The organism is Cytobacillus praedii, from assembly GCF_001439605.1.
Lineage (GTDB): Bacteria > Bacillota > Bacilli > Bacillales > Cytobacillaceae > Cytobacillus > Cytobacillus praedii.
This window is the reverse complement of record NZ_LMBX01000045.1, coordinates 1-15,680: the sequence shown is the minus strand read 5'-3', so window position 1 is coordinate 15,680 and position 15,680 is coordinate 1. Positions and strand designations below refer to the sequence as shown.

Sequence of the window (15,680 nt, the reverse complement as noted above, 5' to 3'; positions counted from 1 at the left end):
TTGAGTCCAGTCGAATACCGAACTCAATCCAGCCAATCAGCTGCATAATAAAACTCTAATTTTTGGGGGTAACCACCTTTTCCAAGCGTTTTTTGCTATTTATAGTAGGAATAAATCCATCCCCCATGCAAATGTCTATGGGAACCGGGGAGCTTGCTTATAAATTAACCCTAGGAAAGCCAGATGGAGGACAAGTAAATACTACTTCAAGCTCAAAATTTGCAGGAACTGAACATGAAGATTTGATACAGTTTGCAAAGTTGCCGATGGAAGCTGCAATCTTGGGAAAAGATAAATAAGACCGTTACGCTCAGATTGGGAAAAATCCTAATGGGAATTCAGGAAGCGTTAAAAAATCTATAACTATATTAATTGCTGCCTTTCTATATTACCACTGAGCTCTCTTTTTCCTATTTGCGGGCACTGTACACCTCGGTTAGTTACCGTTTGACTCATGAAGAATTTATTGATAGAGAAATTATCATTGTTTATATGTTTCTAAATGTGATAATATCAAAATATTATGAATAATTTGAATGTGATTTCGGCTGAAAGGACGCTATCCATGACTGCATCTAAGTAAATATCCTTATTCCTTCAACTAGAACATGCATGAAATAGTCGAGGGAGGGAAAGTGCTTGAAAAGAATTTTATCGGCATTGCTATGCGGCTCTCTATTATTGCTTTCTGCTTGTGGATCGGGAAGCAAAGAAGCAGGGGGAAGCAAGGAAGAAAAGGAAACGGTTAAAATAGGAATTACACAGCTGGTTGAACATCCATCATTAGATGCGGCACGTGAAGGGTTTATTGCTGCCTTGAAGGATGCTGGTTATGAGGAAGGGAAAAATCTTAAGCTAGATTACCAGAATGCACAAGGAGATATGAACAACAACATGACGATTGCTCAAAATCTCGTTGCGGATGATAATGATTTAATTTTAGCTATTGCAACAGCAAGCGCACAAGCAGTTGTTCAATCGACAAAGGAAATTCCTACCCTGTTTACTGCAATCACTGATCCGGTAGGTGCTGAATTAGTTGAAAGCTTTGAAAAACCGGGTGGAAATGTAACTGGTACGTCCGATACACATCCAGACGCGATAAAAAATACGATGAATGCAATAAAAAGATTTTTTCCTGATGCAAAGAAAGTAGGGATGATTTACAACTCTGGGGAGCCTAACTCTGTTGTTAATGTGGAAAACGCGAAAAAGGCTCTAAAGGAACTTGGATTAGAGGCTGTTGAAACTACCATATCAGCAAGCTCTGAAGTGAAGCAAGCAGCAGAGTCATTAGTCGGAAGAGCGGATGTTTTCTATATTCCGAAGGATAATACAGTTGTTTCTGCCCTTGAATCAGTTATTACTGTAGCCAATGAGAAGGATATCCCAACCTTTGTAGGGGAAAGCGATTCAGTTAAACGCGGAACATTTGCATCATATGGCTTTGAATATCATGATTTAGGATATACAACTGGCAAAATGGCAGTCGAAATTCTTAAAGGAAAAAAGCCGAGTGAGATCCCAGTAGGTTTTCCAGAAAGCTTAGAGCTTGTTATTAACAAAGCTGCAGCTGAACAGAAAGGAATCACACTAACAGAAGAAATGTTTAAGGATGCAAGAATAGTAGGAGAATAAAAACCGTTAGAAAACTGTCATTGGAATGGCAGTTTTTTATTTGGACTATGTTTATATATTTAAGTATAAAAGGAACTTAATTGAGTTTTCTGTTTCTGCTGGTAATAGTGATGGAACGGACTGGAGGGATATAATTACCTCCTATTTTGAATCTGTTAGTGAGGGTTTTCTAGAAACTGATACAAAGATTAAAAAGAAATTTGGAAACAAAAAAGCCTCGATAGCAGTATTGTTCTATAAGGTTGAAGACGCTGTCTATGCGTTTTCCATTGAAACGAGAAAATGAAGATGTAAAGACTAATGAAATAAATCAATCGTTTGATTAAGTGACAGGGGAAAGCTGTAATCTTAAATTTTAGGTGTACATTACTATATTGAAATGGAAACGCTTGACTGCGTAATGCATTTCAAGGGTTTTATATTTTTTACACCTTTTATACCCATATAGAAAATATCTCTATTAAGCACTAACAATAAATCTATCTTTTTTCCCAGATTAATTTAGTTCATACGTATAACTTATTTCCTATTTTTGTATATTTTGAGAAAAGTTATTGGGTAATCCTGTAATATAATTTTATAAAACATTAATTGAGGTGGGAAAGTGTTCAAACGGACAATTTCAATGATTGCTATTTTAATGCTGATTCTTTCAGGATGTTCGGAGAAAAATGAAGTTAGCAAGGAAAAGCCAGAAGTAGAAGCAGAGAAGGCTGTACCAGAAGAGACTGGAAATGTTCAGAAAAAGGATGAGGTAAAAAAGGACAGTATGTTAACAGAAATAGAGTCAGTGAAAATCCCAGTAACGATAGAGGACTTTGCAAACTCACAGCCTGGCAAACTTACAGCAGCTTTTTCATATGAAAAAGAAACAGCATCCTGGCCAAGTCTTCATACGTTAGAAGGAATTGAGAGTGAGCTGACTGAGCATTTGCGCTCAGTTGCAGGTGAAACAGATGATGTGGATCAGCTTTTTCAATCACTCATATATTACATTGGGAACAGTGCATATCCGCAAGTGGTTAAGGAGTTACTAGAATTTAAGCCTGAATTTGATGAACCGTATTTGCCTGAACCTGAGCAAGTTTCAGAAGAAACAGTTCAAGATAATGCTGCTCCTTCAAAAGCAATCATCATGTTAGATGCAAGTTCCAGTATGCTTTTGAACGTAGATGGTGAGCAGAAAATGAAAATTGCTAAAAGTGCTGTTCGAAGTTTTGCAAAAACGATAGGCTCTGCTAGTGAGGTTTCTCTTTATATCTATGGGCATGCGGGCTCACAGGAAAATAAAGATAAGCAATTATCATGCTCTACAATAGATGAAGTCTACCCGTTGCAAAAATATGAGGAAGAAGGTTTCTATCAGGCGGTTGATGGTGTTGAAGCAAAAGGCTGGACCCCATTAGCAGGTGCAATAAAAAAAGCATATGAGGTTAGTCAATCGCTCGATGGGGAGATCACTCTTTATATAGTAAGTGATGGAGCAGAAACGTGTGATGGAGACCCTATAGCTGAAGCGAAGCAATTTGTACAAGGACAAGAAAATCGTAAAGTAAATATTATTGGCTTTGATGTCGATGAAAAGCAAGAGAATCAATTAAAGGCGGTTGCGGAAGCTGGACAAGGAGCATATTTCTCAGCGAAAAATACGGAGGAGCTAAAAAGGACAGTTATCCAAAAATGGGTGCCGCCAGGTCTGATAGATATTATCGGAAAGCAGTGGTCCACACCTAAGGGAACCTTTACGGTTGCGTGGATGAATATGGATATACACAAAATGGCACTGAAAGTTTCAGATGCAATTAATGTAGAGCAAGGAAGGTTCATGGGAGCTGCGAACGTCATGTTTGCTGAGGGTTTAATTACAGAGGAACAAAAAGAGAATCTAATAGGCAAAATTGAGGAGCATGGAGAGCGATTAAAACAGCTTACGGATCAATTAAAAGAACAAAAGTTAAAGGAAATTGATGATGAAGTCAATCGGATTGATAAGAAAATCAATGATTGGGCTGAACGGATGGAAAAAATACGTGCGGAAAATGATCAGTAAGGTACAAATCAGGAGGACATGAAATGCTAAGAGAACGCAGATATTTTTCAGCTGATTGGGACGCAAGGTGTACAGCTGCATGAATATGTGGACCAAATGGAAAGATTGCGGGATATTTATGGCCTCCTTTATCGTGCATCTGAACGAGAAGCTGACAGAATAAAAATGGCAGTAAATTATTTACAAGATAACAAACTCTTTAGCCGTGAAGTTGGAGCGGAAGTCTCTGACAAAGCAGAGGAAATGCGTATTTTGCGCACAGATCATTTTAAAGCAATTAAAGAAGAGAAAGATGCAGAGGCAAAAAAGGCGCACGAAGAAATTGATGCAAAGGTTCAGGCATGGAAGGATAAGTGGTATAAAGAGCTGGAGAATGAATAGGATAAAGGAAATTATCTTATTTTAGATTGTGGTGTGCAACAGGAGGAGAATATGAATAGAACAGCGGAATTTGTATTAGGATTAGTCGGAGGAATAATAGGCATACTTTTGTCTTTAGTCGGTTTCTTTTTTAGTATTGCTGGTTTTTTAGCTGATGACCCAGGTGCTGCTTGGGTGGTTGCTATCATTACTTTTGTATTTTTTATTATCCAAATAGGCGCGTTGATCATGAGCTGTCTGGTGAATCGGATGGACAATAAACTTTATGGCGGAATAATGATTACATGCGGCGTTCTCTCCTTTCCAATATCGATTTTTCTTATGTTTGTCCCGAGCGTACTTTACATTATTGCAGGGGCACTTGGATTGAGAAGCAACATGGAAATGAATAATAAAGCATTTGAAGAGAAGGTTATGTAAACCACTTCAAAGTTTTCTCATCAACAGAATATAAATAATATCCCTGAGAGGAATTCCTCTCAGGGAATTTTTATTGCCGCAGGATTTTGACAAAAAATATCGAATTACATAAATGGATGAATTTAGAAAACTAGGGCAGAAAACAGGAGGATTTTTATGACTCATGAACATATTCACCCGATGATAGATAAGATATTAAAAAATATAGAAAAGGTAATGATTGGGAAACGCAGCGTAGCAGAATTAAGTGTCATTGCCTTGCTTGCAGAAGGACATGTATTACTAGAAGATGTTCCGGGTGTAGGAAAAACAATGATGGTCCGTGCACTGGCGAAATCTGTTGGTGCCAACTTTAGAAGAATTCAATTTACACCGGATTTGCTGCCATCAGATGTTACGGGAGTGTCTATTTTTAATCCAAAGGAAATGGAATTCGAATTTAGACCAGGACCTATTATGGGGAATATTATATTAGCTGATGAGATTAATCGCACGTCTCCAAAAACGCAGTCCGCCTTGCTTGAAGGAATGGAAGAAAGCAGTGTAACGATTGATGGAGTTACACATCGGCTTGGAAAGCCTTTCTTTGTAATGGCAACTCAGAATCCAATTGAGTATGAGGGTACATATCCGCTTCCTGAGGCACAGCTTGATCGATTTTTATTAAAAATGAAAATGGGTTATCCAGATATGGCGGATGAGATTGAGGTATTAAATCGGGCACAGAAAGTGAGGCCGATTGAAGAACTTGAGCCAGTAATCGATTTGGAAGAATTAATAGAGCTGCAAACACAGATTAAAGAAGTGCATGTGGATGATACGATCAAGCGCTATATCGTTGAATTGGCTAGTCGGACGAGGACGCATGCAAGTGTTTATCTTGGGGTAAGCCCGAGAGGATCTATTGCTTTAATGAAAGCGGCACAATCCTATGCATTTATGTATGGAAGAGATTATGTGCTGCCTGATGATATTCAATATTTAGCCCCATCTGTTTTTGCTCACCGGATTATTTTAAAATCAGAGGCGAAATTTGAAGGAATTCGAGCGGAAGAAATAGTTGATCGTGTGCTTTCGAGAGTGCCTGTTCCAGTGCGAAGGCTAGTGAAATAATATGAAATGGTTCTTTTCTGTCGTTAAAAAAGTATGGAAATTAATCGTTTTGTTTTTGCTTATATCGATTACTTTTTCTTATGCCATGTTTCAGGGCGGGTTTGTCAGCTGGTTTTTATTTTATAGCTTCCTTCCATTTGCCCTTTATGCGCTCATCCTTGCCTTCTATCCAATGAGTCATTTTGAGGCAAAGAGGTTTTTCCTAAAGAGTGAATATAATGCAGGTGAAACTTTAAAGGTAACAATTACTATGACAAGAAAATCAGCATTTCCGTTGTTTTTTCTTATCTTAGAAGATTGCATTAGCGACTCTCTTTTCTTTTCACAGCAGGGAAATCGATCAAAAGTATTTCTCATCCCAGGTATTCGTAAAGAGATTACTTGGGAGTATCAAGTGAATAAGCTGCCCAGAGGCGAACATCTTTTTCGGAATATTCGCATGAAAACAGGAGACCTTCTTGGGCTTATTGAAAAAGAGAGACAGCTTCATGTCGAAGATAAAATACTTGTATACCCTTCTTATGAGGAAATCATCTACAAGACAATGGAAAATCAATATGATCAAGGGATGACAGCTTCAAGAGAACGTGTACAAAGGGATACAACGATGGCGATTGGAATCAGAGAGTATCAGCCAGGAGATCGTTTTTCATGGATTAACTGGAAGGCAACTGCAAAGCGGAATGATATTATGACTAAGGAATTTGAACAAAGGCAGTCGCATGATGTGTACATTTTAATGGATTGTACTCCGGACAATCATTTTGAAGCGATTGTTTCTTTTTCAGCCTCCATTATAAAGGCCATTCTCTTAAAAGGGGCACATATCGGCTTTCTATCTTCTTCATCTGAGCGTGTTGCTTTTCCTGTTAGAGGCGGTGAAAGTCAGCAGCAGCAGCTATTTTACCATTTAGCTAAGGTTAGAGATAACAGTCCAGTTACTTTCGATCGTGTACTTGAAATGGAACATACTCTCCTGCATCAAAGCAATAATATGATGCTTATTACAGCACAGCTGACTAGAAGTTTAATAGAAAAAGCAGGAAGATTTACTTCGAAAAATGGAGTCGTAACGATCTTCCTCTTGAAAAATGAAAAAGAATTTCTTTCTCAGAATGAGATTTCACTAAAAGCTTCTGTAAATGCAAGGGGATTACGTTTAGTCATGGTGCATGATGGACATTTTTCATCTGTATTTTCGGAGGTGGTTCGATCATGATATCACGGAAGGTACAGAAGGATTTAATGACCTTTATTATGTATATATTTGGCTTTTTGCTTCTATGGGAATGGTTAAGACCGCTTGAACAGCTTACAGATACTTCGAATATTGGGGTCTTCCTCTTATTTATTTTCACTTCACTTCTGCTATCGTTCACAGGGACTCCTGTATTAATTGGTGGGTGTATAAAATGGGTATTTATCGTCGTTGCTTTACACATTTTATATATCGATGAAGCATTTTTTCAATTTAAATGGGTTTTCGTATTCATTACTGATTTTATCGAAAGCTTTCAGTTAGTGTTTGCAAGAGATTGGGTAAATTTGAGCAATCTTTTCAGAAGCTTTTTGTTTTTTGTTCTGCTTTGGCTAATGACTTATTTAATCCAGTATTGGTTAATTAATCGTATGCAAATACTGATTTTCTTTTTCATGACACTAGTCTACATAACGGTGCTGGATACTTTTACTCCATATGAAGCTGGCCTTGCGATTGTACGAACGGTTATTTCGGGGTTTGCTGTATTAGGAATGCTAACCTTCTTCAGGCTTTTAGATAAAGAAGGAATCAAAAAAGAGGCGACTCTTTCGCGAAAATGGATGGTTCCATTAGTTACCATGATTGTTGTAAGTGTAGGCTTTGGACTGGCTGCTCCGAAAGCAGAACCAATCTGGCCAGATCCAGTCCCATATTTAACGTCATATGGGAAAGGGAGCGGTGAAGGAACAGGGGTTCAGAAAATAGGGTATGGACTGGATGATTCTAGTCTTGGCGGGCCTTTCATTGGGGATAATCAAGTCATATTCACTGTCGAGGCGGAATCACGTCATTACTGGAAAGTAGAGACTAAGGATGTGTACACCGGAAAGGGGTGGATTACCTCAGGCTCAAGGGAAGTAAGAAGTCCTTTTGGTTCTGCAGACCAAGTTCCCATTACTTCTTTTTTTAATAGTCCTGGAATCGAAATGGTCAAGGAATCAAGTACAGTTTATTCACTGACCAATAATTCGCATATTGTTTACCCTTTAGGTATTCAGAAAATAGATGCAGCTTCCTTCTATTCCTATGAATTAGAAGTGGATACAGAGAAAATTCATTCTTTAGAAGGGGATAGTCCTGCTTCTATTAAACAATATACACTTGATTATGCCGTTCCTCGATACAGTGTAACGGCTCTAAATGAAGCTAGTTCAGAGGAAAATATAGCTGTAAATAATGAATTGATCAATAGGTATACACAGCTGCCTGAGGATTTGCCTTTGCGTATTCAGGATTTAGCTAAAGAGATAACAGATGGGAAAGATTCCTGGTTTGAGAAGGCAAGGGAGCTAGAACGCTACTTTAGCAGATCGGGGTATATTTACGACCAAAAAGATGTAGCTATTCCTGCGGATGATGAAGATTATGTGGATCAGTTTTTATTTGACACCAAACAAGGGTATTGTGATAACTTTTCCACTTCGATGGTTGTAATGGCAAGATCTATCGGTATACCAGCAAGATGGGTGAAAGGGTATACAGAAGGGGAATACAAAGGAATAAGTGAGTCGGGAAGCCGGATGTTTGAAATTACGAATAACAATGCACACTCATGGGTAGAGGTCTATTTTCCTGGAATCGGATGGGTCCCGTTTGAACCTACTCAAGGCTTTTCAAATAGTGTTCAATTTAACTTTGATGCGGCTTCTCAAAGCCATGATCTGCCACCAGAGATGAATCCTGAAGAATTGGAAAAGGATAAGCCGGAATTAAAAGAGAATAATGAGAAACAGCCTGTTGCTAATGAAGATTCTTTAAAAAAGTTTTTCATTCCAATAGAAAACTTCTTCGAGGCTTATTGGAAAATGATCGCTTTGTCCATCCTTGTATTAGCAGTCTGTGCTTTCGTTATTTATAGAATTCGTGGCCGATGGCTCCCGTATTACTTAACTTGGAGATTTAAATGGACAAGAAAAGATGAAAACTTCCAAAAGGCTTATTTGCTACTGCTTAGAGAATTAGATCGATACGGTTTGCATCGAAAGGATGGGCAAACACTTAGAGATTATGCTGACTATATCGACCGGTTCTTCTCATCAAGAGAAATGGGCCGATTAACTGCTCGATATGAACAGCTCATCTACAGAGGAAGTCTTCAAAAGGGAAGCTGGATGGAAACGAAGGAATTATGGGAAAATTTAATTAAAAAGACAATAGCTTGACCAAAAAAATGACCTGTTGATACAATAGGAATAATTAAAAACTAAATGTATCCTTCATATATCCTCGATAATATGGTTCGAAAGTTTCTACCAGATCACCGTAAATGATTTGACTATGAAGGCAGATGATTCTTTTTGCTATTTCTTTTTTAGGAACCAGAATTCTGCCTTCACCATAATGTGAGGGAGAATTCTGGTTTTTTATTTGTTTAACTAGTTTTTAAGATATTTTTATGCAAAAAAGAGAACAATAAAAATATGTTTAAAAGAATTTAATTAACATAATGAGGTGAACCGTGTGACGGGGAAAACAGAATGGAACAATCAGGAAATGATTATTGTATTGGATTTTGGAAGCCAGTATAACCAACTAATTACACGCAGAATTAGAGAATTTGGTGTATATAGTGAATTACATCCACATACGATTACAGCTGAAGAAATTAAACAGTTAAATCCAAAAGGAATCATCTTTTCCGGCGGTCCGAACAGTGTATATGAAGAGGGAGCATTCCATTGTGATGAAAAGATATTTGATCTTGGCCTCCCGATTTTTGGCATTTGCTATGGCATGCAGTTAATGACAAAGCACTATGGCGGCAAGGTTGAAAAGGCAAAGCAGCGTGAATATGGTAAGGCGTTACTAAAGCTTGAAAATCAATCCAAGCTATTTGCGGATCTGCCTGATGAACAAACGGTTTGGATGAGCCATGGTGATTTAGTAGTAGAAGCGCCTCAAGGTTTTACAGTTGATGGAACAAACCCATCTTGTCCAATTGCAGCAATGAGCAATGAAGAAAAAGGCTTATATGCGGTACAATTCCATCCAGAGGTGCTTCATTCTGTTTATGGAAACGATATATTAAAGAATTTTGTTTTTGGCATTTGCGCTTGCAAAGGCGACTGGTCGATGGAAAACTTTATTGAAGTAGAAATGGAAAAAATCCGTCAGACAGTTGGAAATAAGAAGGTCCTTTGTGCATTAAGCGGCGGCGTAGATTCTTCCGTTGTTGCTGTTCTTATTCATAAAGCAATCGGTGATCAGCTGACTTGTATTTTTGTTGATCATGGTCTTCTTCGCAAAGGAGAAGCTGACAGTGTAATGAAGACATTTGCTGAAGGTTTCCATATGAATGTAATCAAGGTGGATGCCCAAGATCGTTTCTTGGACAAGCTTAAAGGGGTATCTGATCCGGAAAAGAAACGTAAAATTATTGGAAATGAATTTATATATGTGTTTGACGATGAAGCGACAAAGCTTGAAGGCATTGAATTTTTAGCACAAGGAACTCTTTATACAGATATTATCGAAAGTGGGACGGCAACTGCGCAGACAATTAAGTCTCATCATAATGTTGGCGGGCTTCCAGAAGATATGCAATTCAAGTTAATTGAGCCGTTAAACACTTTGTTTAAAGATGAAGTACGTGCGCTAGGAACAGAATTAGGCATTCCAGACGAAATTGTATGGAGACAGCCATTCCCAGGCCCTGGTCTCGGAATTCGTGTATTAGGTGAAATTTCAGAGGAAAAACTTGAAATCGTTCGCGAATCAGACTATATTTTACGCGAAGAAATCAAGAAAGCAGGTCTTGACCGAGATATTTGGCAATACTTTACTGTTCTTCCTGATATCCGAAGTGTAGGTGTCATGGGAGATACTAGAACTTACGACTATACCATCGGTATCCGTGCAGTCACATCAATTGATGGGATGACATCTGACTGGGCAAGAATCCCATGGGATGTGCTTGAAGTTATTTCAACACGGATTGTAAATGAAGTGAATCACATTAATCGTGTAGTCTATGACATTACGAGCAAGCCACCAGCAACAATTGAGTGGGAATAAGAAAAGCGGAAGCGCCTCGGNCTGAGATAAAGGAAACACGAAGAGCGATAGCGATTCGATGTTGACTTATCGAAGGGAGGGAACGGAAGTCCAATAGTCGCTAGGCGCTGCAGCTGGACAAAAAGAAAAGCGGAAGCGGCTTGGTCAGCCCCGACAAGCATAAGACGAGCCAGCGAGAAGGTTGTACTTTAACCTTCTTGGTGGATTGGCTTATGACCTCGAGGGGGTAGGCGCTGCAGCTGGACAATAAAGAAAAGCGGAAGCGGCTTGANCTGAGATAAAGGAAACACGAAGAGCGATAGCGATTCGATGTTGACTTATCGAAGGGAGGGAACGGAAGTCCAATAGTTGCTAGGCGCTGCAGCTAGACAGTAAGAAAAGCGGAAGCACCTTGGCTATAATTCAAAAACCGAACGATAAACGAAGCGAACATGAAAATGTTCGCTTTTTATATTGACGAACTTCTTTATTGCTGATAGAATAAAGAAGAATTAAATATTGTCGTTTTACGTCGTATAATCTGGGGAATATGGCCCAAAAGTATCTACCAAGCTACCGTAAATGGCTTGACTACGAGGTAAGTGTAAGCATTGTAGATCTCCTTACATTAGGAAGGTGCTACTCATTTACATTAACCCTGTTTGTCAACGCTTCGGTACATTTACACCGTAGCGTTTTTTTATTGTTTCCGTTGGATATTGCTGAAGTATAGGGGAGTAAGCATTCTTTTGATTGTTTTTGGAAAATTCCTTATATTTAGTGAATTTGAATGCTATTCATTCAATATTGGCAATATATATTAATGAAAGAAATATTTAAAGAAAATAAATAGACTTATTAGGGGGAGTAATGTGTGAGAAAGTATTTCCAGTTTGAAGAACTTGGAACAAATTATCGTCGGGAGATAATGGGCGGACTGACAACATTTCTAGCAATGGCTTATATTTTAGTTGTAAACCCGATCACATTAACTTTGCAAGATGTGCCGGACTTGCCTGATGCACTTAGAATGGATTATGGTGCAGTATTTGTTGCGACAGCCTTATCAGCAGCTATCGGATCAATAATAATGGGGTTAGTTGCCAGATACCCGCTCAGCCTCGCGCCAGGTTTAGGATTAAATGCATTTTTTGCCTACTCGGTTATATTAGGAAGCGGGATTCCGTGGCAGCATGCGCTTGGGGCCGTATTTATTTCGAGTATATTCTTTTTAATTTTAACGCTGACAGGTCTTCGTGAAAAATTAATTAATGCCATTCCAATTGAGCTTAAGTATGCTGTTGGTGCAGGGATTGGTTTGTTTATTACCTTTATTGGTCTGCAAAGTGCTGGGATTATTGTAAATAATGATGCCACTCTAGTTGGGATAGGGGATTTATCAAACCCTAATACCTTGCTTTCAATTTTTGGTATATTAGTGACTGTTATTTTAATGACTAAAGGGGTAAAAGGCGGCGTTTTTTATGGGATGGTCATTACGATTATCGTCGGAATGATTTTCACTCTGATTGACGTACCTACTAAAGTAGTAGATAGTGTCCCTAGTATTGCTCCTACTTTTGGTGCTTTATTTTCTTCGTTCGGTGATAGTTCATTCTACACAGCAACAATGCTTGGAATTATATTAACTTTCTTATTCGTAGATTTCTTTGATAATGCTGGTACGTTGGTGGCGGTTGCCAACCAAGCTGGATTTGTGAAGGATAATAAGCTTCCTCGCGCTGGCAAAGCGTTATTATCTGACTCCATTGCTTCTGTTTCTGGTTCGGTTCTTGGTACATCAACTGTTACATCTTTTGTTGAATCATCTGCCGGAGTTGCTGCTGGCGCAAGAACTGGGTTTGCTTCTTTAATAACTGCTGGGTGTTTCCTTTTATCGCTATTCTTCTTTCCGTTATTAGAGGTTGTTACGTCAGCGGTTACTGCACCAGCTTTAATCATTGTCGGTGTGTTGATGGTATCTTCTCTTGGGAAAATTGATTGGACAAAGTTTGAGATTGCGGTCCCATCCTTTTTAACAATGATTACAATGCCTCTTTCATACAGCATTGCAACTGGTATCGCAGTTGGTTTTATTTTCTATCCGATTACAATGATTGTAAAAGGGAAGGCAAAAGAAATTCATCCAATCATGTATTTCTTCTTTGTTATCTTCCTACTATACTTTATCTTTTTACAGTAATACAAAAAACGGAGATCCGACCAAACGGGTCTCCGTTTTTTGTATTCAGACATTAGCATTGAAATAAATGATTAGAAGACTTTTGGGCAAGATACCCATAAAGTCTTCTTTTTCTTTTGTTTATGCTATTTATTTTCCATAAATTCTAGGCTAATTGGCTGTGACTTTGGTTATTTTTAGGGGGATAAGTATGTTTAAAAAAGCTTTTGGTGTATTGCAAAAAGTAGGGAAAGCACTAATGCTGCCTGTTGCCCTTTTGCCGGCAGCAGGAATACTTCTTGCTCTAGGTGCAGCATTGAAGAATCCGGCACTGCTCGAGCTGGCTCCATTCCTGGACAATAGTAGTGTGAAAATGGTTGCTTCAATCATGCAGAATGCTGGCGATATTGTCTTTGGAAATCTGCCTGTTTTATTTGCTGTAGGTGTAGCCGTAGGTTTGGCAGGAGGAGATGGTGTAGCAGGGTTAGCTGCTATTATTGGCTACTTAATCATGAATGTAACGATGGGGACAGCAGGAGGGATAACCGCAGAGGATGTAAATGGACTTAACTATGCGAATGTCTTAGGGATCCCGACTCTCCAGACGGGTGTGTTTGGCGGAATTATCGTGGGGATCATCGCCGCCACCCTTTATAATAAATTTTATGAAATGGAATTGCCCTCTTATTTAGGTTTTTTTGCTGGAAAAAGATTTGTTCCGATTATTACAGCTGGCACAGCGGTTCTGCTGGGGTTAATAATGCTTGTTATTTGGCCGCTGATTCAATCAGCTTTAAATGCATTTTCGCAAAATATGGTGAATGCAAACTTAACTATATCAGCTTTTATCTTTGGAGTAATTGAACGTTCACTTATTCCATTTGGACTTCATCATATTTTTTATTCCCCGTTTTGGTATGAATTTGGGGAATATGTTACAAAAGCGGGTGAAGTAGTTCGCGGAGACCAAAAGATATTTATGAAGCAAATTACTGATAATGTTCAAAATTTAACAGCGGGTACATTTATGACAGGGAAGTTTCCATTTATGATGTTTGGTTTGCCTGCAGCCGCATTAGCTATTTATCATGAAGCTCGTCCGGAAAAGAAAGTGGGTGTTGGCGGACTTATGGCTTCAGCAGCACTAACCTCCTTCTTAACTGGGATTACGGAACCGCTTGAATTTTCTTTCCTTTTTGTTGCCCCTGTCTTATTTGGTATACATGCTATATTTGCAGGACTCTCATTTATGACCATGCATTTATTAAATGTAAAAATCGGTATGACTTTTTCTGGAGGGCTGATTGACTATATATTATTTGGCTTAATTAACCCACAGACAAATGCTTGGATTGTTATCCCTGTTGGTTTGGTATTTGCTGTTATATATTATTTCGGTTTCCGCTTTGCGATTAGGAAATTTGATTTGAAAACACCCGGACGGGAGGATGTAGAAGAGGAAGAAGAGGCTGTTGATACTGGCAAAGGTGGTGATTTGCCGTATGAAGTTCTTGAAGCAATGGGCGGAAAAGAAAATATCTCAAATCTTGATGCGTGTATTACACGTCTTCGGGTTTCAGTCAATGATATTAATAATGTAGATAAAAATCGCTTGAAGAAGCTTGGTGCTGCAGGGGTGCTTGAAGTCGGAAATAATATACAAGCAATTTTTGGACCGAGATCTGAAACAATTAAAGGACAAATGAAAGATATAATGAATGGAAAAAGACCGCTCGTAGTTGTTGAACCACCAGAGGATGGGGTAAAGCAGCAAATAGAAGAGGTCAATCCAGATGCACTCCAAACGGAAGGGAAAAAAGATATATTTGTTTCTCCTATTAAGGGTGAATTGATGTCAATTACTGAAGTGCCTGATGCAGTTTTCTCAGAGAAGATGATGGGTGATGGTTTTGCGATTCTTCCATCTGAAGGAACAGTCGTCTCTCCTGTTGACGGTAAAATCATCAATCTTTTTCCAACCAAGCACGCGATAGGAATACTCTCTGATTCGGGACGAGAGATTTTAATCCACATAGGGATTGATTCTGTAAAATTAAAAGGAGAAGGATTTGAAGTAAATGTAGAAGAAAATGAGCATGTAAAAGCTGGGCAGCCATTGTTAAAGGCGGACCTTGATTTCGTAAAGAATCATACACCTTCCATTATTACACCTATTGTGTTTACTAATTTGAAGGAAGGAGAAGCTGTTGTTATTAAAAAACATGGCATGGTTGAATTGAAGGAGAAAGATATTATTTCCATATCCAAGGCGTAATATTAATGGGGAAACCAGTCATATTTACGATGACTGGTTTCTTTCGCGCTAAATAGCTTACTGCCAGGAATATCTCTATTGTGTCAGTCTTATAATGGGCAGAAAGTTGATGAAAAAATAATTAGGTATTAATTTAAAAATATTGTTGACTGAATATGTGGAGAGATGCTATTATATAAAAACGGTCGTTAACAACTTATATGAATTTAGTTGAATTCAAATTAAATGTTGACACTATAATTGATAGATGATATATTAATAAAGTCGCTTTTGAGCGAAACTATCATTTGTTATTGCTCTTTGAAAACTGAACGAACAAAAAACGTCAACGTTTAAAACAAGTTTTAAAACTTAAGAGCTAATCTTA

The 15,680-nt window shown here is 38.4% G+C and carries 12 protein-coding genes and 2 riboswitches; all 12 genes read left to right on the top strand.

The window, feature by feature from the left end:
• The first annotated feature begins 125 nt into the window (after positions 1–125).
• The 12 genes from ASU02_RS26590 to ptsG all read left to right on the top strand — a co-directional run bounded on the left by ASU02_RS26590 (position 126) and on the right by ptsG (position 15,313).
• The gene (locus ASU02_RS26590; RefSeq protein ID WP_157684565.1) at positions 126–299 is read left to right on the top strand and encodes a hypothetical protein; all 174 of its coding nucleotides are present in this window, start codon (positions 126–128) and stop codon (positions 297–299) included.
• Positions 300–639: 340 nt separating this feature from the next.
• A complete protein-coding gene (locus ASU02_RS25030; protein WP_057768291.1) occupies positions 640–1,638 on the top strand; it encodes an ABC transporter substrate-binding protein in 999 nt (332 codons plus the stop codon).
• Positions 1,639–1,678: 40 nt separating this feature from the next.
• Complete coding sequence (locus ASU02_RS25025; RefSeq protein ID WP_131237778.1) at positions 1,679–1,924, top strand: hypothetical protein; 246 nt, start codon at positions 1,679–1,681, stop codon at positions 1,922–1,924.
• 318 nt (positions 1,925–2,242) lie between these two features.
• Entirely contained in the window at positions 2,243–3,688 is a 1,446-nt protein-coding gene (locus ASU02_RS25020; RefSeq protein ID WP_057768283.1) for a vWA domain-containing protein, read from the top strand.
• Between the two features lie 96 nt (positions 3,689–3,784).
• On the top strand, positions 3,785–4,069 hold the full coding sequence (locus ASU02_RS25015; protein ID WP_057768279.1) for a hypothetical protein: 285 nt from the start codon (positions 3,785–3,787) through the stop codon (positions 4,067–4,069).
• A 51-nt stretch (positions 4,070–4,120) separates the two neighbouring features.
• Positions 4,121–4,489 (top strand): DUF4064 domain-containing protein, encoded by a 369-nt coding sequence (locus ASU02_RS25010; RefSeq protein ID WP_057768276.1) that lies wholly within the window; start codon positions 4,121–4,123, stop codon positions 4,487–4,489.
• 156 nt (positions 4,490–4,645) lie between these two features.
• Positions 4,646–5,602 (top strand): AAA family ATPase, encoded by a 957-nt coding sequence (locus tag ASU02_RS25005; protein ID WP_057768272.1) that lies wholly within the window; start codon positions 4,646–4,648, stop codon positions 5,600–5,602.
• Position 5,603: 1 nt separating this feature from the next.
• Positions 5,604–6,821, top strand: a complete 1,218-nt coding sequence (locus ASU02_RS25000; RefSeq protein WP_057768269.1) for a DUF58 domain-containing protein — start codon at positions 5,604–5,606, stop codon at positions 6,819–6,821.
• Complete coding sequence (locus ASU02_RS24995) at positions 6,818–9,025, top strand: transglutaminase domain-containing protein (RefSeq protein WP_057768266.1); 2,208 nt, start codon at positions 6,818–6,820, stop codon at positions 9,023–9,025. The genes ASU02_RS25000 and ASU02_RS24995 overlap by 4 nt, the downstream gene beginning before the upstream one ends.
• A 34-nt stretch (positions 9,026–9,059) precedes the next feature.
• Positions 9,060–9,161: riboswitch (purine riboswitch) on the top strand.
• 195 nt (positions 9,162–9,356) lie between these two features.
• Entirely contained in the window at positions 9,357–10,877 is a 1,521-nt protein-coding gene (gene guaA, locus ASU02_RS24990) for a glutamine-hydrolyzing GMP synthase (RefSeq protein ID WP_198317491.1), read from the top strand.
• A 491-nt stretch (positions 10,878–11,368) separates the two neighbouring features.
• A riboswitch (purine riboswitch) is annotated at positions 11,369–11,470 on the top strand.
• Positions 11,471–11,730: 260 nt separating this feature from the next.
• Positions 11,731–13,059: an NCS2 family permease gene (locus ASU02_RS24985; protein ID WP_057768261.1), complete on the top strand. Its 1,329-nt coding sequence runs from the start codon at positions 11,731–11,733 to the stop codon at positions 13,057–13,059.
• A gap of 190 nt (positions 13,060–13,249) precedes the next feature.
• Positions 13,250–15,313: a glucose-specific PTS transporter subunit IIBC gene (gene ptsG / locus ASU02_RS24980; RefSeq protein WP_057768258.1), complete on the top strand. Its 2,064-nt coding sequence runs from the start codon at positions 13,250–13,252 to the stop codon at positions 15,311–15,313.
• The last annotated feature ends 367 nt before the right edge of the window (positions 15,314–15,680 follow it).

What these genes read in the sequence shown, in the direction of transcription:
- ptsG (WP_057768258.1), top strand. Translation starts at nt 13,250, where the DNA reads ATGTTTAAAAAAGCTTTTGGTGTATTGCAAAAAGTAGGGAAAGCACTA.
- ASU02_RS25010 (WP_057768276.1), top strand. Translation starts at nt 4,121, where the DNA reads ATGAATAGAACAGCGGAATTTGTATTAGGATTAGTCGGAGGAATAATA.
- ASU02_RS25005 (WP_057768272.1), top strand. Translation starts at nt 4,646, where the DNA reads ATGACTCATGAACATATTCACCCGATGATAGATAAGATATTAAAAAAT.
- ASU02_RS25015 (WP_057768279.1), top strand. Translation starts at nt 3,785, where the DNA reads ATGGAAAGATTGCGGGATATTTATGGCCTCCTTTATCGTGCATCTGAA.
- ASU02_RS26590 (WP_157684565.1), top strand. Translation starts at nt 126, where the DNA reads ATGCAAATGTCTATGGGAACCGGGGAGCTTGCTTATAAATTAACCCTA.
- ASU02_RS25000 (WP_057768269.1), top strand. Translation starts at nt 5,604, where the DNA reads ATGAAATGGTTCTTTTCTGTCGTTAAAAAAGTATGGAAATTAATCGTT.
- guaA (WP_198317491.1), top strand. Translation starts at nt 9,357, where the DNA reads ATGATTATTGTATTGGATTTTGGAAGCCAGTATAACCAACTAATTACA.
- ASU02_RS24995 (WP_057768266.1), top strand. Translation starts at nt 6,818, where the DNA reads ATGATATCACGGAAGGTACAGAAGGATTTAATGACCTTTATTATGTAT.